Annotated in this window: 18 protein-coding genes and 1 pseudogene; 8 read left to right on the top strand and 11 right to left on the bottom strand. The window is 67.7% G+C overall.

What is annotated here, in order from left to right:
* Nucleotides 1-190 precede the first annotated feature (190 nt).
* The 3 genes from WK25_RS24325 to WK25_RS31425 form a co-directional block, all read right to left on the bottom strand.
* The gene (locus WK25_RS24325; protein WP_040139803.1) at nt 191-811 is read right to left on the bottom strand and encodes a TetR/AcrR family transcriptional regulator; all 621 of its coding nucleotides are present in this window, start codon (nt 809-811) and stop codon (nt 191-193) included.
* Nucleotides 812-934: 123 nt separating this feature from the next.
* Nucleotides 935-1963: a DNA-binding protein gene (locus tag WK25_RS24320; protein WP_069242961.1), complete on the bottom strand. Its 1029-nt coding sequence runs from the start codon at nt 1961-1963 to the stop codon at nt 935-937.
* Nucleotides 1964-2085: 122 nt separating this feature from the next.
* Entirely contained in the window at nt 2086-2538 is a 453-nt protein-coding gene (locus WK25_RS31425) for a hypothetical protein (protein ID WP_156789093.1), read from the bottom strand.
* Here WK25_RS31425 and WK25_RS24315 point away from each other — a divergent pair.
* Together WK25_RS24315 and WK25_RS24310 are read left to right on the top strand one after the other, a co-directional pair.
* Entirely contained in the window at nt 2537-2950 is a 414-nt protein-coding gene (locus WK25_RS24315) for a helix-turn-helix domain-containing protein (RefSeq protein WP_059546882.1), read from the top strand. The genes WK25_RS31425 and WK25_RS24315 overlap by 2 nt on opposite strands.
* Nucleotides 2951-2952: 2 nt before the next feature.
* Entirely contained in the window at nt 2953-4287 is a 1335-nt protein-coding gene (locus WK25_RS24310; RefSeq protein WP_069242960.1) for a type II toxin-antitoxin system HipA family toxin, read from the top strand.
* A gap of 118 nt (nt 4288-4405) precedes the next feature.
* On the opposite strand, the gene WK25_RS24305 is transcribed toward WK25_RS24310, so the two are convergent.
* Nucleotides 4406-5533, bottom strand: a complete 1128-nt coding sequence (locus WK25_RS24305; RefSeq protein WP_069242959.1) for a 4-hydroxyphenylpyruvate dioxygenase family protein — start codon at nt 5531-5533, stop codon at nt 4406-4408.
* Between the two features lie 357 nt (nt 5534-5890).
* On the opposite strand from WK25_RS24305, the gene shiA reads away from it, so the two are divergent.
* The 3 genes from shiA (at nt 5891) to WK25_RS24290 (ending at nt 9786) form a co-directional block, all read left to right on the top strand.
* Complete coding sequence (gene shiA / locus WK25_RS24300) at nt 5891-7198, top strand: shikimate transporter (RefSeq protein ID WP_069242958.1); 1308 nt, start codon at nt 5891-5893, stop codon at nt 7196-7198.
* A gap of 198 nt (nt 7199-7396) precedes the next feature.
* Complete coding sequence (locus tag WK25_RS24295) at nt 7397-8698, top strand: UDP-N-acetylglucosamine 1-carboxyvinyltransferase (RefSeq protein ID WP_040139797.1); 1302 nt, start codon at nt 7397-7399, stop codon at nt 8696-8698.
* A 314-nt stretch (nt 8699-9012) separates the two neighbouring features.
* Complete coding sequence (locus WK25_RS24290; protein ID WP_040139796.1) at nt 9013-9786, top strand: IclR family transcriptional regulator domain-containing protein; 774 nt, start codon at nt 9013-9015, stop codon at nt 9784-9786.
* 33 nt (nt 9787-9819) lie between these two features.
* Here WK25_RS24290 and WK25_RS24285 read toward each other — a convergent pair whose 3' ends face one another.
* The 4 genes from WK25_RS24285 to WK25_RS24270 form a co-directional block, all read right to left on the bottom strand.
* Nucleotides 9820-12120 carry an ATP-dependent DNA helicase gene (locus tag WK25_RS24285; RefSeq protein WP_069243527.1) on the bottom strand — a complete coding sequence of 767 codons (2301 nt, stop codon included), beginning with the start codon at nt 12118-12120 and terminating at the stop codon, nt 9820-9822.
* A complete protein-coding gene (locus WK25_RS24280; RefSeq protein WP_069242957.1) occupies nt 12117-13814 on the bottom strand; it encodes a VRR-NUC domain-containing protein in 1698 nt (565 codons plus the stop codon). Before WK25_RS24280 ends, WK25_RS24285 begins: the two co-directional genes overlap by 4 nt.
* Nucleotides 13815-13941: 127 nt before the next feature.
* The gene (locus tag WK25_RS24275) at nt 13942-14820 is read right to left on the bottom strand and encodes a MipA/OmpV family protein (RefSeq protein ID WP_040139794.1); all 879 of its coding nucleotides are present in this window, start codon (nt 14818-14820) and stop codon (nt 13942-13944) included.
* A gap of 206 nt (nt 14821-15026) precedes the next feature.
* Nucleotides 15027-15338: a hypothetical protein gene (locus WK25_RS24270; protein WP_040139793.1), complete on the bottom strand. Its 312-nt coding sequence runs from the start codon at nt 15336-15338 to the stop codon at nt 15027-15029.
* A 537-nt stretch (nt 15339-15875) separates the two neighbouring features.
* Here WK25_RS24270 and WK25_RS24265 point away from each other — a divergent pair.
* The 3 genes from WK25_RS24265 (at nt 15876) to WK25_RS24255 (ending at nt 17451) form a co-directional block, all read left to right on the top strand.
* The gene (locus WK25_RS24265; protein WP_069242956.1) at nt 15876-16124 is read left to right on the top strand and encodes a hypothetical protein; all 249 of its coding nucleotides are present in this window, start codon (nt 15876-15878) and stop codon (nt 16122-16124) included.
* 339 nt (nt 16125-16463) lie between these two features.
* Nucleotides 16464-16895 (top strand): CBS domain-containing protein, encoded by a 432-nt coding sequence (locus WK25_RS24260; RefSeq protein ID WP_040139791.1) that lies wholly within the window; start codon nt 16464-16466, stop codon nt 16893-16895.
* 67 nt (nt 16896-16962) lie between these two features.
* The gene (locus WK25_RS24255; protein WP_040139790.1) at nt 16963-17451 is read left to right on the top strand and encodes a PRC-barrel domain-containing protein; all 489 of its coding nucleotides are present in this window, start codon (nt 16963-16965) and stop codon (nt 17449-17451) included.
* Between the two features lie 32 nt (nt 17452-17483).
* On the opposite strand, the pseudogene WK25_RS24250 reads toward WK25_RS24255, so the two are convergent.
* From WK25_RS24250 to WK25_RS24240, 3 genes and pseudogenes are all read right to left on the bottom strand, one after another.
* Nucleotides 17484-18056 (bottom strand): annotated as a pseudogene (locus WK25_RS24250) (DUF4142 domain-containing protein); the annotation flags it as partial.
* A gap of 116 nt (nt 18057-18172) precedes the next feature.
* On the bottom strand, nt 18173-18718 hold the full coding sequence (locus tag WK25_RS24245) for a hypothetical protein (RefSeq protein ID WP_059546874.1): 546 nt from the start codon (nt 18716-18718) through the stop codon (nt 18173-18175).
* A gap of 81 nt (nt 18719-18799) precedes the next feature.
* Entirely contained in the window at nt 18800-19210 is a 411-nt protein-coding gene (locus WK25_RS24240; protein ID WP_069242955.1) for a BON domain-containing protein, read from the bottom strand.
* Between the last annotated feature and the right edge of the window lie 5 nt (nt 19211-19215).

The raw sequence follows: 19215 nt of genomic DNA, 5'->3' as shown, positions 1-19215 counted from the left end.
CGTGCAACGGGCACGAACGGATCAACGTTGGACAATCGTGTGCGCATCGCGCGCGGTTGTGCCGGGAGGCTATGCGGACAGCAGGCCAGCCGGTTGGATCGCGACGATACGGTCAGGCATTTTGTTTTCCCGTAAGTAGACCAGTCGTCTAGTGTTCGCGGAAAAACAAGGCGCGCAAAGCGCGCCCGAATTACGCGTGCTCGCCGTCATCCGCGACGGGCGGCAGATTCAGCATCTGCCGCGTTTCGCGCATGGCCCGTTCGAGCGGTTTGCGGTTACGGTGAATCTTCTCCAGGAGCGTCGCACCGAGCCACAGCTCGTACAGGATCGCGGCCGTATGCGCTGGATCGTCGACGCCGCTCAGCGAACCGTCGGCCAGCCCGGCCTGGATGCCGCTCGCGAGCCGCTCGACGATCTGGCTGGTGCCGCGCCGCAAGACCGCACGCATCGCCTCGGACAGATCGGACACTTCCGCGCCGAGCTTGACCACGAGACACTTGCCTTCGGGGTCGTCCGCGCATTGCGTGTACAGCCAGTTGCTCCAGTACGTCATCAAGCGCTGCGCGCCCGTGCCGGCGTGGTGCTTCAGCAGGTTGTCGAGATGCTCGAGATAGCCGTCGAAATACGATTGGAGCAGCGCCTCGCCGAACGCCTCTTTCGAGCCGAAGTAATGGTAGAACGAGCCCTTCGGGATGCCCGCCGCTGCGAGAATCTCGTTCAGCCCGACCGCCGAAAACCCCTTGTGGAGCATGATCGGCTTCGCGATATTCAGAATGTGCTGGCGGACTTCCGCGCCTGAAGATGCATTCATGATGGCGTATGTTAGCAACGATTAGACCGGTCGTCTAGTAAGGTCGAGCCGGGGAATTGAGCGGCACTTTACCCGAATCGCGGCGCGTCAAGACGGCGTTGTTGCGGTTCCGCGAAGCCCGCGTCATGCGAGTTTGGCGGCGCGTTTGCGTGCGGCCGGCTTCGGTGGGCGCGGAGCGCTGCCAACCGCGCGGCCCACGGTCCTGCGCACCTGCCCTCGCGTGGCTCGTTCGACCCGTTCGGCTCGCTCCGCACGCAATGCGCCGAGCTCGGCGACGTATGCGGCATTGGTCGCGCGGGCGCCGTCGAGTTGACCTTCGAGCATCCCGCATCGATGTTGCGTGTCAACCAGTTGCGCCTGCAACGTCGCGAGATCCCTCCTGTGCTGGATGTCGCGCTGTTCGGCGCGCGCGGCGGCTGCGTCGAGCTCCTTTTGCAGCCGGGCGGCGGCGACCCGCTCGCGATCGATCTCCTGAAGTGCGCGTTTCTCCGACGCGCGCAGGCGGTCCTCGGCGCGGCTTGCGTCGCCGCGCAAGCGATCGAGCTGCGACGTGAAATCGGCGCGCGCCTGCGCCAGTGCGCGATCGGCGGCGTCGTTGTCGGACTTCAGCCGGTCGATTTCGGCTTGCAGGGCGCGGCGCGAGGCTTCGTCGGCGGCCCTCGCCTGTTCGAGCTCATGGATGCGCACCTGCGCCGACAGCAATGCCGCCGTGCGTTGCTCCAGCGCGGTTTCGGTGCGGGACAGATCCTTTTGCACCGCGGCGACCTCGGCTTTCGCCGCCGCACGCTCGGCCTCCACTTCGGCGCGCAATGCATCGAGCGCGGCGGCCGCTTCCGCGCTCGAGCGATTCCACAACGCCGCGACCAGTTCGCCCGCCGTCGCCTGCAGATCGGCGGGCAAGTCCGGATGCTCGATGCGAACGCGGCTCTTTTCCCGCAATTCGGCCCAAAACTCGCCGAGCACTGCCGTCGGCGTGCTCATGCTGCCTTTGCGCACGAGTTGATAGAGGCGGTTCGCGGTCGGCGTGATGCCGAAACGGAAAAACATCAGTGCGCATACCTCGCGGTACAGCTCGCGCGTTTTCGGGAACTCGGCCTTCAGGCGTTCGATTTCGGCAGTTAGGCGGTGTTCGTCTGCGGACGTGTCGGGCATGGCGGATTGCAGGAGGAAAATTTTGTTAATAATATAACGTAAACCGTTAAATTTCCAACTAATGCACCCGTATGTTTTGACATTATTTATATAATGTCGAGTTTGAATTGGTGCGTGCAGTGTCAGGTGTCCTTGCGACTTAACCACCGGCGCTCATCGGCGTTCGCATTGCTTTCCGCGTCGAGGTGGTCGGCGCGGGCGAGTCGTTCGCCGCGGGTTGTGACGACCGATGAAGTGCGCAGAATCGATCCGCGTGCTCGCTGGAAACGGCCCGCTTCGTTCATCTGCTGCGCATCAGGCGAGCGAGGCGCGCCGCTGCTTGCTGCTCCTTTTTGCTTCCGCAACAGATGCATGGTCGTGCTGCCGCACCGAGGTCCCGACGGACGGACCAGCAGGCTTTTGATCGATATCGCGTGATGCGACGCGTAGCCATCCATTGATCGCTCGCCCCGCCCTGACAGGCTATCTTTTGTTTTTGTGATGTACAGCCTTTGGTTTGTATTTTCACAATACATGCCATAGACTGTATTTTTAAAATACAAGCGACCGCCTGTCATCTCGCGGAGAGAGCCCATGGGATTCCCTGTCCAGACCTTGAGCCAGCTGCGTCCGATCCTCGTCGGCTTTCGGAAGTCGGCGGGACTTACGCAGGCGCAGCTCGCCGCCCGCCTCGGCGTGACGCAGCAGTCGTATGCGCAGCTCGAAGCGAATCCGTCCGCGGTCAGCATCGACCGGTTCTTCAGGGTGCTGAACGTACTCGGTGTTCGCTTGACACTCGAGCCCGGTACGCCGGACGTCGTGTTGCCGCCCGATCTGGCGCCCGCGCCCCCGCGCAAACGCGTTGCGGCCGCGCGCCGGCGTTCGTCCGATACGCCCGATACACCGGCTCGCGCGCCAGCCGCCGTGAACGGCCCATCCAGCGTAGCGCGCAAGCGCGCCGCCGCCGCGCCACGAAAGCATCGCGACATTAAGCGGGAGGACTGGTGACGATGGCCCGCCGCCCTCGTCACGACCGGCTCGACCTGTGGATGAACGGCATCGCGGTCGGTTATTGGGAAGTCCGGCGCGGCGTGGAGCGCCTCGTCTACCTGCCGGCTTGGGTCGACGATCCGCAGGGACGTCCGCTGTCGTTGTCGTTGCCGTTTACGCCCGGCAACCAGCCGCATCAAGGCGCGATCGTCGCCGACTATTTCGACAACCTGCTGCCGGATAGTCAGCCGATTCGTCGTCGCATCGCACAGCGCTACCGGCTCGGGTCGATCGCACCGTTCGAGTTGCTCGCGTCGATCGGCCGCGATTGCGTCGGCGCGCTGCAACTGTTGCCGCCCGATGACGCACCGGTCGACCTGCAGTCGATCGACGGCACCGTGCTCGACGACGCAGCCGTCGCCGACGTGCTACGCCAAGCGACCGCCGCGCCGCTGCCCGGCCACCCGGAGCACGAAGGCGAGCTCCGCCTGTCGATCGCCGGCGCGCAGGAAAAGACCGCGCTGCTGCGTGACGGCAACCGCTGGCTGCTGCCGTCCGGCAGCACGCCGACCACGCATATCTTCAAGCTGCCGCTGGGGCGCGTCGGTAACATGCAGGCGGACATGCGTACGTCGGTCGAGAACGAATGGCTGTGTTCGAAGATCGTCGCCGGCTATGGCCTGCCCGTCGCCGCTTGCGACATCGGCCGCTTCGACGACCAGAAGGCGCTGATCGTCGAGCGCTTCGATCGCCGGCCGTCGCGGGACGGCACGTGGATTCTCCGGCTTCCGCAGGAGGACATGTGCCAGGCGACCGGCACGCCGTCCGCCGCGAAATACGAATCCGACGGCGGCCCGGGCATCGCGGCGATCATGGGCATCCTCGCGAATTCCGCCGAGGCCGCGCAAGACCGCATGAACTTCTTCGTCACGCAGCTCGTGTTCTGGGTGCTCGCGGCAATCGACGGCCACGCGAAGAATTTCAGCATCGCGCATCTGCCGGGCAACACGTATCGCAGCACGCCGCTGTACGACGTGCTGTCCGCGCATCCGATCATCGGCACGCGGCGCAATCAGCTGTCGCCGCGGCGTGCGAGGCTCGCGATGGCCGTGTGCGGCAAGAATCGCCATTACGTGATCGCCGACATCCAGCCGCGCCACTGGATCGCGCAGGGCGCGCGTGTCGGCCTGACCGAGGATGACGTCCGCGCGGCGATGGCCGGCGTGGCAGCACGCACGGAACCGGTAATTCAGGATGTGGGGGCGCGCATTCCGCCGGACTTCCCGATGGACGTAGCCGATGCGATCTTCGACGGGATGCGCCGCCACGCGCGCAAGCTGGCAGCGGCCGATTAGGCGGCACCCTCGCGGCCGCGGCCCGGGCGGCACGTCCTCCATGCAGCGCAGACGCCGTGTCCGATTCCGCCGCTGCGGCACGGGGCGCGGACGCCGGCGCTGCCGTGGCCGTTGTACGTCAACCGGCGTCGCGCGCGCGAGCAAGCGCCGCGAGGTTGCCTTCCCCGAATCCGTGATGCCCCTGCCGCTGCACGATCTCGAAGAAAATTTCGCCGGGCCTCCGTTTGACGAACGTCTGGAAAAACAGCCGCGCCACGCCGTCGCTGCCCACCTCGCCGTCGACCAGCACCGCACGGCGGCGCAGCGCATCGAGATCGACGCCATGCCCCGGCAATCGCGCATCGACTTCGTCGTAATAGCGCGCCGGCGGCTCGATGAACTCGACGCCGTTCGCACGCAGCGCGTCGACGCTCGCAAGAATGTCGTCGGTCGCCAGCGCGACGTGCTGGACACCTTCGCCCGGATGGTCCGGCAAATACGCGTGCATCAGCTCGGTGCGGCGCGTACCCTCCTCATACACCGGGATCCGCACCGCGCCGCATGGCGACACCATCACGCGCGATTCTTCCGACACATGCCAGTGCGCGTCGATCTCATGGATTTCGCGGAAGTGCAACAGATCGTGGTAGAAGTCGAGCCACTCGCGCATGCGCCCCGCGCCGACCGTCTGCGTGAAGTGGTCGACCTGCTGCAGGCCCGTGCCCGCGCAGTCGAGATCGGCATGCGCGGTCGCGATGTCGATCGGCCGGAAATCGATGTCGAAAATCGAGATGTCGCCGACACCGCCGCGCTGGCCGTCCCGCCCGCGCCAGCGGTCGACGAAATAGAGGTGCGAATCGCCGATTCCCTGAATCGCGGGGATCTTCAGCTCGCCGACCCCGATGCGCTCGCCCTCGAACGCCCATTCGCCGAGGTCGATTGCGCGCTCGAAAGCCCGCCGCGCGCTGGCCACCCGCAGCCCGATCGCGCAGACCCCCATTCCATACTCCTCCGCGTAGCGCGCAGCGAACGAATCGGGCTCGGCATTGATCAGGAACTGCATCTGCCCTTGCCGGTACAGCGTGACGTTCTTGCTGACGTGGCGCGCGACCGCCTTGAACCCGAGTTGCTCGAAGCGTTGCGCGAGCGCGTCCGGCACCGGTGCTGCGAATTCGACGAATTCGAGCCCCGCCATCCCGAGCGGATTGGCGGCCGGATCGGCAACGGGCGGCGTATCGCTGGACAAAGGGTGGGAAGTGCCGGGCATTCCAGTCTCCGGGGACATGCTGTCGATGGGGATGACGCCCGGCGCGTGCGGCACGCCCGGCCGATGTGACGGCCGGACAACCACCCGATCCGGGCGAGGTTTCGATGGTCCAGATTTTAACCAGATCGTTCAGGACGGCACACCCTGGCCGAACGGGGGATGGGTGCCTGGCCTAGTGCAAACCCGGAAACCGTTCGATAATCGCACACAATCGAACGATAATCGCGCACTTTGGCGGATCGGCCAATTGCCGGGATGCAGCGCGCGCCCTATTCTCCGTTCACCCTTCGACTTCAATGCAGCATCGGACGCGGCGCCGCCGCGATTCCACGATGCGCGGTGCCAGGAGACGCCTTCATGACCCCCACCTTCGATACCCTTGATGCGGCCGCGAGTACCCGCGCGCGCAGCCAGGCCCGCAAGGCCGCAATCGGCAGTTTCGTCGGCGCAGTCGTCGACTGGTACGACTTCCTGTTGTACGGGATCGTCGCCGCGCTCGTGTTCAATTCCGAGTTTTTCCCGAAGGTCAGCCCGACGATGGGCACGCTCGCGGCGTTCGCGACCTTCGGCGTCGGATTCCTGTTCCGTCCGCTCGGCGGCATCGTGTTCGGCCATTACGGCGACCGGCTCGGCCGCAAGCGGATGCTCGTGCTGACGGTGATGCTGATGGGGCTGTCGACCGTCGCGATCGGCCTGTTGCCGAGCTTCGCGACGATCGGCTGGTGGGCGCCCGTGTTGCTGGTGCTGATGCGCGCGATCCAGGGCTTTGCGGTCGGCGGCGAATGGGGCGGCGCGGCGCTGATGGCCGTCGAGAGCGCCCCGAAGCAGAAGAAGGCGTTCTACAGCAGCGGCGTGCAGGTCGGTTACGGTGTCGGGCTCGTGCTGGCCACGGGGATCGTGTCGATCCTGAGCCATACGCTCGGCGACGCCGCGTTCAAGTCGTGGGGCTGGCGCCTGCCGTTCGTGTTCAGCATCGTGCTGGTGCTGATCGGGTTGTGGGTGCGCAACAGCATGGACGAATCGCAGGAGTTCGTCGAGAAGGTCGAGCACGGCAACCGCAAGCTGCGCCTGCCGGTGCTCGAGGCGCTGACGCGCCATCCGAAGGCGTTCCTGCTGATCGTCGCGCTGCGGCTCGCCGAGCTGTTCACGATGTATATCGTTACCGCGTTCGCGCTCAGCTATTCGACGTCGAACCTCGGCCTGTCGCGCGACCTGTTCCTGAACATCGGCCTGCTGGTCGGCGCGATCAGCTGCGTGACGATCCCGTGCTTTGCATGGCTCGCCGACCGTTTCGGTCTGCGCCGCATCTACCTGATCGGCGCGCTGATCGGTCTCGTTTCGGCGGTGCCGTTCTTCGTCGCGCTGGAGTCGCGCTCGATCGCGTGGATCGTGCTGTTCTCGATCCTGCTGGCCAATGCAGCACACGACATGGTCGTGAGCGTTCAGCAGCCGCTTTTCACCGAGCTGTTCGGAGCCGAATACCGCTACAGCGGTGCGGGCGTCGGCTATCAGTTCGCGAGCGTGGTCGGCGGCGGATTCACGCCGTTCATCGCAGTGGCGCTCGTCAGCGTGGGCGGCGGTTCATGGCACCTCGTCGCCGGTTATCTCGCGGTGGGCTGCCTGATCTCGCTGGTCGTTGCCGCGCGGATGCGCGCCGCGCGGTGATCGCGTGACTGCATGGCCGGCCCGATGCGCGGCCGGCCGTTTCGGCAACGGGCGGGGTCGCGGCGAGTCGCGTCGCCCAACGTCAAACACCGTCAATCGTGCGTGCAGAAGCCCTTTTTCCGTTCTGAACATTCCACGCCGCCCGCCGACCAATGGCATCATATGGGCCTACGTCAGTCACCGATACGCCCCCATATCATGTCGAATCTCATCGTCCACGGCGGCACCCCGCTGCGCGGGGACATCAAGCCGTCCGCGAACAAGAACGCCGTCCTGCCGATCCTGTGCGCGACCCTGTTGACCGATCAGCCGCTGCGCCTCGTCGGCGTGCCGGACATCACCGACGTGCGCAAGATCCTCGACATCTTCCGCACGCTCGGCAGCGACGTGTCGGTCGATTTCACGACCGGCATCCTCGATCTCCACCATCGCAACACGACGTTCGATCCGGCCGTTCATCGCCTGCCCGAAGCGATGCGCTCGTCGATCATGCTGATTCCGCCGCTGCTCGCGCGCTTCGGCGTCGCGCGCCTCGAGAACGACGTGAAAGGCTGCACGCTCGGCGTGCGCGAAATCGATCCGCACGTCGAGGTGTTCGAGCGCTTCGGCGCGCATATCCAGCGCACGCCCGATTCGCTGATCGTCCGCGCCGACGGTCCGTTGACGGCCAACGATCACTGGCTCGACTACGCGTCGGTCACGACCACCGAGAACTTCGCGTTGTGCGCGACCGCGGCGAGCGGTACGTCGACGTTGATGAATGCGGCGTCGGAGCCGCACGTGCAGGAGTTCTGCAAGTTCCTCGCGATGATCGGCGTCGCGATCGAAGGCATCGGCACGTCGCGCCTGTGCGTGACGGGCGGCGGCAAGCTCGGCGGCGGCGAATTCCGGTTCGCCGAGGATTTCCACGAGATCGCAACGTTCCTCGCGCTCGGCGCGATCACGGGCGGCGACATCACGGTTCGCAATTCGTCGCCGGAGCATTTCCCGCTGATCGACCGCACGTTCGCGAAGTTCGGCGTGAACGTCACGCATCGCGACGGCTGGTCCCGCGCGGAACGCGACGGCCCGCTGCGCGTGCGCCGGCCGTTCACGCAGAACATCCTGACCAAGGTCGAAGCCGCGCCGTGGCCGTACCTGCCGGTCGACCTGCTGCCGATCTTCATCGCGCTCGGCGTGCGCGCGGAAGGCAGCGCGATGTTCTGGAACAAGGTGTACGACGGCGCGCTCGGCTGGTCGGGCGAACTGTCGAAGTTCGGCGCGCACGTGCTGCTGTCCGATCCGCACCGGCTGATCACGTTCGGCGGGCTGCAACTGACGCCGGCGCGTGTCGAGAGCCCGTACATTATCCGCGTCGCGATCGCGCTGCTGATGGTGGCCGCGAGCATCGAGGGCCGCTCGGAAATCATGAATGCGCTGCCCATTCGACGCGCACACCCGCATTTCGTCGAAAACCTGCGTTCGGTCGGTGCGAACGTCGAGTGGACGAGCAGCGAGTAAGGCTCGCACGGGTGCGGCGCGCGTGACGGTCGCGCCGCATCCCGTTCCGGGGCTTTGCGTGCGGTGTCCGCGATGTCAATCAATCAGGAGGCGTTTACACCCTTCGGGCAAAGCAGTCGCCGCAATGCATGCATCGTAGAAGGACAACCGATGCCGCCGTGCGCAGTCATGCTCATCGATGAGCGGCACGACATGGCACGAACTTCCGACCAGCCCCGGAAACTTCCCCGCCTCGCGCCAAGACATCTGCAGTTTGCGGTTGCAGACAATCGCCCATTCCCGCGCGAACACCGCGCCTCCACCGCCCGCCCGCGATGACGAAAAAGCCCGACCTGGACCGACGCGACTGGATCGCCGGCCTCGAAAAAGGCCTGATGATCCTTGAAGCATTCGACAGCCAGCACGCGCGCATGACGCCCACCCAGGCCGCCGCCCGTACCGGTCTCACGCGCACGGCCGCGCGGCGCTACCTGCTGACGCTGGAATCGCTCGGCTACGTCCATTCCGACGGCAAACTGTACGGCCTCACGCCGCGCGTATTGCGGGTCGGCTGGTCGTATTTCGATTCGGCGCGCCTGCCGCGCACGGTCCAGCCGTATCTGCAGCAGCTGAGCGCATCGCTGAACGAATCGGCGTACGTGAGCGTGCTCGACGGCTGGGAACTCGTGTTCATTGCCCGCAACGGCGTGTCGCGCGTGATGACGACCGGCTTCGTGCTCGGCGCGCGCGTGCCGGCCCCGCTGACGTCGCCCGGCGTCGTGCTGCTCGCGCATCATCCGGATCGCGAGGCCGTGCGCGCGTGGCTCGACGAGGCCGAACTCGCGCCGTTCACGCCGCACACGATCACGAACAAGCCGCGCCTGCTCGAACAGGTGGACCGCGCGCGCGACGCCGGCTTCGCGGTGATCGAACAGCAATTGCAGGTCGGCGTGCGCGGAATCGCGGTACCGCTGAAGAATCGCCACGGCGAAGTCGTCGCCGCGCTGAGCACGAACATGCCCATCGGTGCGGAATCGACCGACGCGGCCGTGCGCCGCGTGCTGCCGCATCTGCAGGAAACCGCGCTGGCGATGCTCAACGTGCTGTAGCCACGCCCGCAACGTCCGGCCCGTGCGACGGCGTCACCCGATCCGCCACCATCGCGGCAACAGATCGCGCACCTCCCGTCGTCGATAGCGATCGTCGATCAGGTGCACGACGCCCTCGTCGTGTTCGGTGCGGATCACGCGTCCGGCCGCCTGCACGACCTTCTGCAGCCCCGGATAAAGGTACATGTAGTCGTACCCGTTGCCGAAACGCGCATCCATCGCGCGCCGCATCTGTTCGTTGACGTCGTTGACCTGCGGCAGCCCGAGCGTCGCGATGAATGCGCCGATCAGCCGCTCGCCGACGAGATCCACCCCTTCAGAAAACGCGCCGCCCAGCACCGCGAAGCCTACGCCGCGCCCGCGCGCGTCGAAACGCGCAAGAAACGCGTCGCGCTCGCTTTCGCCCATGCCAGGCGCCTGCGCCCATACCGGCACGTGAGGATGACGCACCTGCATCAGCGCGACGACACGCGCCAGATAGTCGAAGCTGCTGAGAAAACCGAGGTAGTTGCCGGGTCGCGTCGCATACTGCGCGGCGATCAGGTCCGCGATCGGTTCGAGCGAACGGTCGCGATCGCGCCAGCGGGTCGACACATGGCTCGCGACGCGCACGGTCAGCTGCTCCGCGCGGAACGGCCCGTCGACGTCGAGCCAGCCCGTATCGGCCGGCAGCCCGAGCGTGTCGCGATAGAAATGAAACGGGCTCAGCGTGCCGGAAAACAGCACCGTCGCGCGCGCTGCTTCGTAGCGCGGTGCAAGAAACCCGGCCGGGATCACGTTGCGCACGCACAGCGTCGACTGGATGCGTCGCCGGCGGCCGGCCGGCACGACGCCGTCGAGCGCCGGCTGGCGCGGCAGCGGTTCGCCGTGCAGCGTCGCGTCGAAGATGGACGCGCTGTCGAACGCGTCGGCAAGCATGCCGAACTGGATCGCATCGAAATGGAAGCGCAGCAGCGCATCGTCGTTCGCGCGCGGGGCGTCGGCGAGATGTTCGCCAATCGTCGCGACGAGGTGCTGAACCGCCGAGACGATCGGCCCGGGGATGTCAGGATACGCGGCGTAACGCTCGGCCTGCGCGCGATTGAGCGCCCCCCACGCCCGTGCGAGCCGGTCGAACGCCTTGCGCAGCGCCGCGGGCGCCGCGTCCCGCGCGGCCGCGAACGCGAACGGGTCGAGCGACGCGCTGTACATCTTGCGCGCGCGATCGAGCAGGTTGTGCGCTTCGTCGACGAGCACGCCGACGCGCCACTGGTTCTGCTGCGCGAGCGTGTGCAGCATCGCGCTGCCGTCGTAGTAATAGTTGTAGTCGCCGATCACCATGTCCGACCACCGGGCGAGTTCCTGCGCGAGGTAATACGGGCAGACGTCGTGCGCGAGCGCCGCCGGGCGCACGGTGCCGCGATCGAGCAGCCCTGCACCGATCGCCGCATCGCGCGCGGCCGGCAGCCGGTCGTAGAAGCCTTGCGCGAGCGGGCAAGACTCGCCGTGACACGCGCGGTCCGGATGCTCGCACGCCTTGTCGCGCGCGACGAGTTCGAGCACGCGCAGCGGCAGCGCCGGCGTGCCCGCGCCGAGCGTCGCCGCCGCGTCGAGTGCGAGCGCGCGGCCGGGCGTCTTCGCGGTCAAAAAGAACACGCGATCGAGCTCGCCCTCGCCGCACGCCTTCAGCAACGGGAACACCGTGCCGAGGGTCTTGCCGATGCCGGTCGGCGCCTGCGCCATCAGGCAGCGTTCGTCGCGCGCGGCCCGATAGACGGACACGGCCAGTTCGCGCTGCCCGCTGCGGAACTGTCCGTGCGGAAACGTCAGCGCACGCAGCGCCGCATCGCGCGCCGCTCGGTGCGCGGTCTCGCGCTCGGCCCAGCCGACGAAGCACGCGCACTGCTCGGCGAAAAACTCGGCAAGCGCGCTTGCGCTCAGCGTTTCCGTCAGCACGGTCTCGCGTTCGGACACGATGTCGAAATACACGAGCGCGACGTCGATTTCCGCGAGACCGCGGGCGGCGCACATGAGGTGCGCATAGACCTTCGCCTGCGCCCAGTGCAGCGCGCGATGGTTGGCCGGCATCGCATCGAGGCTGCCGCGGTAGGTCTTGATTTCCTCGACACGGTTCGCGACCGGGTCGTAGCCATCCGCGCGCCCGCGCACCGTGAGCGTGCCCCAGGTGCCGGTCAGCGCGATTTCGGTTTCGTAGCGCGCGCCGCGTTTCGACGTGACTGCGCCATGTCCGGCGATGCCTTCGAGCGCGGTCGGCGCGGGCGTGAAGCGCAGGTCGAGATCGCCGCGCCGCGCGGTGAACTCGCACATCGCCCGCACCGCGACGACATAGCTCATGCCGACAGCCCCGCCGCTTCGGCCGGCTCCACGCCGGCACCCGCCGCCCATTCGACATCGACGACACGCACCGGCATCCCGTGCGCGATGCAGTACGCGAGCCAGCGTGTCTGGTTGTCCTGCAGCCGGTCGCCGGGCCCTTTTACCTCGATCAGCTCGTAGCGCCGCTCGCCAGGCCAGAACCGGACCAGGTCGGGCAGCCCCGAACGGTTGCTGCGAATGTCCGCAAGCAGGCGCGTGAACCACAGCCGCAGATGCTCGGGCGGCAGGCACGCGAGCGCCTGGTCGAGCAACTCGTCAGTCAGCACGCCCCAGAATACGAACGGCGACTGCAGCCCCGCCTTCGTCGCGTAGTGGCGGCGGATCGTGTCGCGGTACGCGCCCGAATCGAGTTGCGCAAAGCATGCGGCAAACGCATCGCCGCGGCGCAGCGCGAAATCGGGTGCGTGCAGATCGGCCGGCCCGCGCTGGAACGGGTGGAAGAACGCACCGGGCACGGCCGCGAACACGGGCTCCCAGCACAGCAGTCCGAACAGCGAATTGATCAGCGTGTTCTCGACGTAATGCACCGGCGCATCGGGCAGCGCGAGATGGTCGCGCACCGCGAATTCGACGCTCACGAACGCTTCGGGGCGCGCCAGCACGAGCGTTTCGCGAGGCGCGCCCGGCACGGCGGCCGTCCGCTCGACCGGCTGCCCGACGCGGCGCTGCAGGCGCGGCAGCATCCGCTCGATGCGCTGGCGCTCTTCGTCGCTCTCGAACGCGCCGCGCGCGTCGAGCGCCAGCGCCAGCGCGTCGTCGTCGCGCCCGCAGCGCTCGAGCACGCGAATGCGCCGATGCCGGCTGCCCGGCCACGCGCTGCGCGCATAGGCGTCGAGCGCGGTGCTCCAGTCGGCGCGCCGTTCGCAGGCCTGCCCGAGCGTAAACAGCAACTTCGCGCGGCGCGTCGCCAGCCACGGCTGCGCGCAGCCGACCGCGTCGATCGCGTGCAGCAGGCCGTCGAACGGCAGCTCGTCGGGCCACGCGTCGAGTGCTTCGCGGCACGCGTGCAGCGCGAGATACGCATCGACGTCGTCGCGATGCTGGAACGCGCGCGACGACGGCGCGATCGGCACGCTTTCATACTGGAACACGCCGAGATCGGCGAGCACGAACTCGCTCCAGTCCTGGTGCAGATTGCCGAAGAACATCAGCCGCAGGCGCTCGCACAGCGGGCCAACGGTCACGCGCAGCACGCGATCGCCCGCGTGCTCGCACCATGCGTCGAGCGGCTGCGCGTCGGTGTGCCCGGGCCGCAATCGCTCGAGCCAGTCGAGCTTGCGCTCGCCTGCATGCGCGGCGAGCGACGGGAACACCTTCAGCAGATCGGCCTTGGTCGACAGCGCAAACAGTTCGTCGAGCGTAAGCGCGGGCGCCGGATCGACCCAGCCCAGTGCGACGAGCGGCGCGGCCGCGTCGAGCGTGCAGCCGATTTCGTCGTACACGAGCTTGCTCGCGCGGAAGTCGGAGCCGGTGCGCATCAGCATCCGCACGAACAGCGCGCGCGACGCTTTCGGCAACTGCGCGAACTGCGCGAGAAACGCGTGTTCGTGCGCGTCGAGCAGGTCGTCGTAGCGCTCGCCGAGCCAGGCCAGCGCGCGTTCGAAATTGGTCAGGTAGTAAAACGCCGGGGGCGTCGGCGATGCAGGCGTCACGGGAATCGATCACTGTACGTTTGTACAGGTTCGAATCATATCAAATGTGAAGAACAACGCCGCACGCGCCAGCACCGCGGGCAAGCCCCCGGCTTCGTCCCGGGCAGGATCAGCCCGGCTCAGAGGCTCAGAACTGGTAATTGACCGACATGTCGAACACGCCGTTCGTCGACTGCTGCGTGATCGGGCTGCGCCGTGCACGGCCGACGAGTTGCTCCACAGCTCCGTCCACCGTCAGGAACCAGTGCTTGTTGACGAACCAGACCATCGTCACGCCCGCGCCAAACGACTTCATCCCCGCGCTCGCCGAATAGGCCGGCAGCCCGGAACGCGCGGACGCGCCCGGATTCACGCCGAACCAGCCGTTCATGTAGCGCGAGTCGGCGAACGACACCGTCGGCCCCGCAAACCAGAAGAAGTGCTCGTTGCTGCCCGGCATCGGCATGTATGCGGAAAAATCGCCGACCCAGCCGTTCGAGCCGCCGATGCTGCGCCGCACGTCCGCGCGCAGCACCAACGGGAAATCCTTCGAGATCACGTAATCGGCCGCAAGCTTCATCACCGGGGCCGCGTTGATGTTGTCGAGGCCGTTCAGGTGGTCGAGATCGTCGGCCGAGCGGCGTCCCAGGTCGTAGCCGACGGACAGGCTCACGCGCCAGTTCGGCCCGCGCAGCACGTTCGCGCCGAGTCCGTCGCCCGTCGACAGAAAGAACAGGTCGCGATAGCGGACGTCGAGGTTCGGGCCGCCCATCACGCGGTAGCGGTCGGAACCCGCGTAACGCGGCTGCAGCGTCATCGCGGCGCCGACGCTGACCTGCCAGGTCGGCACCGTCGGGTTGAACAGCTTCTGCAGCGGAACGCCCGCCGAATACTGCCATTCGCCGAGCGGCGAAGGCGTCTGGGCCGACGCATCGCGTGCGCCGGCGGCCGCGAGTGCGGCGAAGGCCGACAGGCCCGTAACGAAGCGGCGAGCACCGGCTGACAGCAACGGGCGAGCAACGGTCATCAAGATGGTCTCCGTCGGTTGCGCAAAGGCGCCTGAAGAAAAACGCGCCGCGTCTGTCCGGCTCCGCCGGCAGGCAGTCGACGGCGTGAACGTAGCGTACGCTGAATAAGTGAATATCCTACGCGACGCGCGTGAAGCCGCAAAGCGCCCGTCTGGAACGGGCACTTTGCCGGTGTCCGGCTGGCGCCGGGGGGAAGATTGCCGAATCAGAAACGCTCGACGTGATAGTCGCCGGCGAGCGCGGCGGGGCTGCGGCTCGCCATCATCCGCGAAAAGCCGTCGGCGAGCCGCCCGAGCGCGAGCTGCTTCTGGCTCGCGTCCCAGTGCGTGTAGGTGTCGTACGCGGAGTCGTCGAACGACACGGTGACCGCAACCGGCCGCCCGCTTGCGCGAAAGCCGATATGGAGCACCCCGCCGGGCAGTTCCTCGATGTGGTAGCGCAACGAACGCGATTCGAAATAGCGGCCCAGCACCTGGGCGATCGCGCGCTTGTCCGGCGATTGCACGTGAATGTCCATGATGGTCCTCCTTTCAGTGATCGCGCGGCCGGCCGCGGTTCGCTGCGTCCTCCCGGCATCCGCATCGGTTGCGGCTGTGACGGCGGATCGCCGTACGGCGGACCCGATGGCACGGGCGGATCGACCGGATCGTCGTGCTCGGGCAGCGCCGGGTCGGGATCGACGTCGGGTATCGGTTCGGGACGGTGCAGCATCGATTGGGTATTCATGTCGCTCCTGCGCGGCGGCTCGCGCGTGTCGATTGGCGCGGCGACCGTACGCAATCGGCGTGCCCGCTCGCGCCGCTTGGCGGACCGTCGCGCCGGGCAGGCCGCCGTTGCGAGCGACATCGTCCGGCCTTCGGCGCTAGGCGGACAGCAAGTCCGAATGGGATCGGGCCGCACGCCGCTGCGCGGTCACTCGCGGGCCCGGTCGGCTCATGTGTCAATAAATGCCGGCTATCCTGGAGCGTCCGGCCGGGGGGACGCTATACGCGTGACGCCGGCGGGATCATGGGTACGGGGCTTGCGCCCTCTCAACGTGTAAGGAGGTTCGATCATGACCGCTCACGCACCCGGCCGCCGCGATGCCGTGTTACCGGCCGCCGGACCCGGCCTCTTCGCCGCGTCGCACAAACCGTCCGACGACAAGACGGAAGAGCGCATCGACGAAGGGCTCGAGGAAACGTTCCCGGCCAGCGATACGCCCGCCGTCGGCGGCGCGACGCGAATCGACCCCGCCAAGCCGTCCGGCGAACGCGCCCCGCGCAAGCCCGACGCCCCACCACCGCCCCGCGATCACGGCTGACGGCGGCACCCGGCTCTGCACGCGCGGCAGCGCCGCGCCGGGCCGGCACAACCGGAGTGAACTGATGAAACGCATGGAACGCGCGTGGCACGAAGTGAGTGGCGCCGCCGGCGTCGCGGCGCTTGCCGCGATCGAGAGCGCGCTGGTATTCGCGATCGTCGTGATGACGGGGGTCGGCCACTGACCGACGCGTGCGGCCCCGCCACGGCTGCCGCCGTGGAAGATGTACAACCCGGCTGGCAAATTTCTCCGTGGCGGCGCAGCGCACGCGCGACGCATGCCGATCGGGCGCGGCACGCGTCCTGCTACCGGATCGTCTCGCTCACGAAGGAGGCGTTCATGTATCGCGTCAACGAGATCATGTCGCGCGACGTGGTGTGCGTCGCGCCCACCGACACGATTCGCCATGCGGCCGCATTGATGCAGCGTTTCGACATCGGCGTGCTGCCGGTCTGCGACGGCAACGAACTCGTCGCGATCGTCACGGACCGCGACCTCGCGGTGCGCGCGCTGTCGCACGGGCACTCGCCCGACACGCCTGTGAAGGCCGTCGCGTCCGCCCCCGTCCAGTGGTGCGTCGAGGACGACGGCGTCGGCGACGTCCAGAAACGCATGGCCGACGTGCAATTGCACCGGATGCCCGTACTCGATGCGCAGCACCGGATCGTCGGCATGCTGTCGCTCGGCGACATCGCAACCCGCGCCGGCGGCCCCGCCCGCGACGAACTCGCGAACACGCTCGAAGACGTGTCGCTGCCGCGGCGCCGATGATCGCCCGTTCTCTCACCCGCGCCGTGCACGGCTCGTGCGCCGCGCCGCTTCGACCAGGAGGCAATCGATGACAACGGACACCCCGTCGCGCATCGTCGGCGACACCGGCCGCTCGTCCGGCGGCCCCGGCCCGGACGTGATGGCCGCCGGCACGCTCGAAGACGATCGCGTGCTGACGATCGACGGCGACGACATCGGCAAGGTCACGAACATCATGCTCGACGTGCGCGCCGGCCGGATCGCATACGCGGTCGTGTCGTCGGGCGGCTTTCTCGGGATCGGCGACAAGCTGCTCGCGGTGCCGTGGAGCCTGCTGACGCTCGACGTCGAGCGCCGCTGCTTCGTGCTGCCCGTGCCGACGGAGCGCGTGCGCGCGGCGCCGGGCTTCGACAAGGACCACTGGCCGGCAATGGCCGATCCGGGCTGGGCCGAAGCGGTGCACGCGTACTACGGCGCTTCGCGCTACTGGCTGATCGAGGAAGGCGAAACGGCGCTCGACGCGCCACCGCACGAGGCCTCGCCTGGCGGCCCCGAAAGCGACGCCCCGCGGCGCTGATACGCGCATTGTGCGCGGGGCGCTGATCGGTGCGCGGCGTCGACCGATTTCGCGAGCGCGCGCGCGGCGCTCAGGTGCGCGTTCAAGGTAGGCAGCGCGGCGGCCGCGAACGCGCGAAGTTGCGGGTCGCGGCCGTCGCGCGCTTCGGCTTCGTACAGCTTGATCGCCGATTCGTGCGCTGCCGGCCCCGCGATCGCGACATATCCGATGTCGAATGCGTGCCCGGTTCTGGCGCGCAACGCCGTCACCGCCGGATCGACGAGCATCTTCGCCTGCACCGGCAAGCCCTTGCGCGCGCCGAGCTTGCGCAACTCCGCGGTCATGCGATCGTGATCGTCGAGCATCTTGCGCGCGAACGCTTTCACGTCCGGATTCGACGACCGGTCGAGGGCCAGCTGGCTCGCCCGCAATTGCGTCTGGCCGACGATGCCGGCCTTGTCGACGAATTCCGCATCGATGCCGGTCGGCCGCCGCGCCATGTCCGCTTCGTCTGCCGTCTCGCCGGGACGAATCACGCCCGGTGCGACTTGCACCGACGATGCGAGCGGCGCCGGCGCATCGATCGCTGCGCCGAGCACTGGCGAGACCATGCGCGATACCAGCATGCATGCGGCGGCGGCGAGCACGACGGGACGGTACGCGTCCCAATCGCCCCGTGCCTGGCGCACGTCATCCGCTGCGCGCCGATTCGGTCCGGCTGCGCGCCCCATGAACATGCGTGTCATGCCGGACGATGCGCGGACGTGAAGAAATCCGTCCACGCGCCCTTGCTCCACGCGCCTTCGACGCGCTCGATCGATAATGCACCGGCCGCGAGCAGCGTGCGCTCCGCAAACGTCGCGGTGCGGCGCGTCACGTGCGCGGCGAGTACGACGCCGTTTTCGCACGCTTTCAGCGCACCATGCCCTTCCGGCGCGTCGCCGCGCATCTTGCCGAGCGCGCCGCACAACGCGCCGACGTAGCCGCCGACCAGCGGCACGCCGAACCATGCGAGCGGAGAATGGAGCCCGCCCAGATACAGCAGCGCGGCGCCGATCAGTCCGACGATCGCGCCGACGGCCACGCCTTCGAGCGCGCCAAGGCCGCCGGGACGCGCCGCCGAATCCGCATAAACGTCGCCGCCGAGCCAGAACAACGCATGCTGGCCGGGCGGGTTCAGAAAGAAGACTTTCACGTCGTCCCGATGAATGACGTGGCCGCGCAGCTGCGCCGCGCAACGCTCCGCCTGCTCGAGTGTCGAGAAGCGGCCCGCGATAATGGTGTCCATGTCGAACCCTCCTGCACGGTGCCGCGCAGGGCTGCAAGGCGCGCGACGCCCAACCGGCCCGACGCTTGCCCGCGCATCACGTTACTTCCGGCGAATCTGCAGCCTGTCGCGCACGCCGCTGACGCCGTCGACGTCGTGAACGACGCGCACCGCGGCCGCATGCTGCCGCTCGTCGGGCACGCTGCCCGTCAGCTCGGCCACGCGGCCGTGCACCTGCACGTCGATGTCGTCGGAGGCGAGCCCGCGCTCGGCGACGAGCGCCGCGCGGATACGGGACGCGAGGGTCGCATCGCGCAACTGGCCGCCCACGGCGGACGCCTGGCTCGCGAGCTTCGTGCGCACGCTTTCGTCAGCCGATGCGATGCGCGGCGTCGCAATCCACGCACACGACAGCAACAGTATGCTCGCGATCGGCACGACCGGCCGCATGCGCATGATGCGCGCCGCACGTGCGCCGATGCCGTCGCACCGCGTATTGTCCGATCGTTTCATCTCGC

The organism is Burkholderia latens (genome assembly GCF_001718795.1).
In the GTDB taxonomy this organism is placed as follows: domain Bacteria; phylum Pseudomonadota; class Gammaproteobacteria; order Burkholderiales; family Burkholderiaceae; genus Burkholderia; species Burkholderia latens_A.
Note: the sequence above shows the minus strand (reverse complement) of the source record. Positions and strands in the feature narration are given on the sequence as shown.

What these genes read in the sequence shown, in the direction of transcription:
- WK25_RS24325 (WP_040139803.1), bottom strand. Translation starts at nt 811, where the DNA reads ATGAATGCATCTTCAGGCGCGGAAGTCCGCCAGCACATTCTGAATATC.
- WK25_RS24320 (WP_069242961.1), bottom strand. Translation starts at nt 1,963, where the DNA reads ATGCCCGACACGTCCGCAGACGAACACCGCCTAACTGCCGAAATCGAA.
- WK25_RS24315 (WP_059546882.1), top strand. Translation starts at nt 2,537, where the DNA reads ATGGGATTCCCTGTCCAGACCTTGAGCCAGCTGCGTCCGATCCTCGTC.
- WK25_RS31425 (WP_156789093.1), bottom strand. Translation starts at nt 2,538, where the DNA reads ATGGGCTCTCTCCGCGAGATGACAGGCGGTCGCTTGTATTTTAAAAAT.
- WK25_RS24310 (WP_069242960.1), top strand. Translation starts at nt 2,953, where the DNA reads ATGGCCCGCCGCCCTCGTCACGACCGGCTCGACCTGTGGATGAACGGC.
- WK25_RS24305 (WP_069242959.1), bottom strand. Translation starts at nt 5,533, where the DNA reads ATGCCCGGCACTTCCCACCCTTTGTCCAGCGATACGCCGCCCGTTGCC.
- shiA (WP_069242958.1), top strand. Translation starts at nt 5,891, where the DNA reads ATGACCCCCACCTTCGATACCCTTGATGCGGCCGCGAGTACCCGCGCG.
- WK25_RS24295 (WP_040139797.1), top strand. Translation starts at nt 7,397, where the DNA reads ATGTCGAATCTCATCGTCCACGGCGGCACCCCGCTGCGCGGGGACATC.
- WK25_RS24290 (WP_040139796.1), top strand. Translation starts at nt 9,013, where the DNA reads ATGACGAAAAAGCCCGACCTGGACCGACGCGACTGGATCGCCGGCCTC.
- WK25_RS24285 (WP_069243527.1), bottom strand. Translation starts at nt 12,120, where the DNA reads ATGAGCTATGTCGTCGCGGTGCGGGCGATGTGCGAGTTCACCGCGCGG.
- WK25_RS24275 (WP_040139794.1), bottom strand. Translation starts at nt 14,820, where the DNA reads ATGACCGTTGCTCGCCCGTTGCTGTCAGCCGGTGCTCGCCGCTTCGTT.
- WK25_RS24270 (WP_040139793.1), bottom strand. Translation starts at nt 15,338, where the DNA reads ATGGACATTCACGTGCAATCGCCGGACAAGCGCGCGATCGCCCAGGTG.
- WK25_RS24265 (WP_069242956.1), top strand. Translation starts at nt 15,876, where the DNA reads ATGACCGCTCACGCACCCGGCCGCCGCGATGCCGTGTTACCGGCCGCC.
- WK25_RS24260 (WP_040139791.1), top strand. Translation starts at nt 16,464, where the DNA reads ATGTATCGCGTCAACGAGATCATGTCGCGCGACGTGGTGTGCGTCGCG.
- WK25_RS24255 (WP_040139790.1), top strand. Translation starts at nt 16,963, where the DNA reads ATGACAACGGACACCCCGTCGCGCATCGTCGGCGACACCGGCCGCTCG.
- WK25_RS24245 (WP_059546874.1), bottom strand. Translation starts at nt 18,718, where the DNA reads ATGGACACCATTATCGCGGGCCGCTTCTCGACACTCGAGCAGGCGGAG.
- WK25_RS24240 (WP_069242955.1), bottom strand. Translation starts at nt 19,210, where the DNA reads ATGAAACGATCGGACAATACGCGGTGCGACGGCATCGGCGCACGTGCG.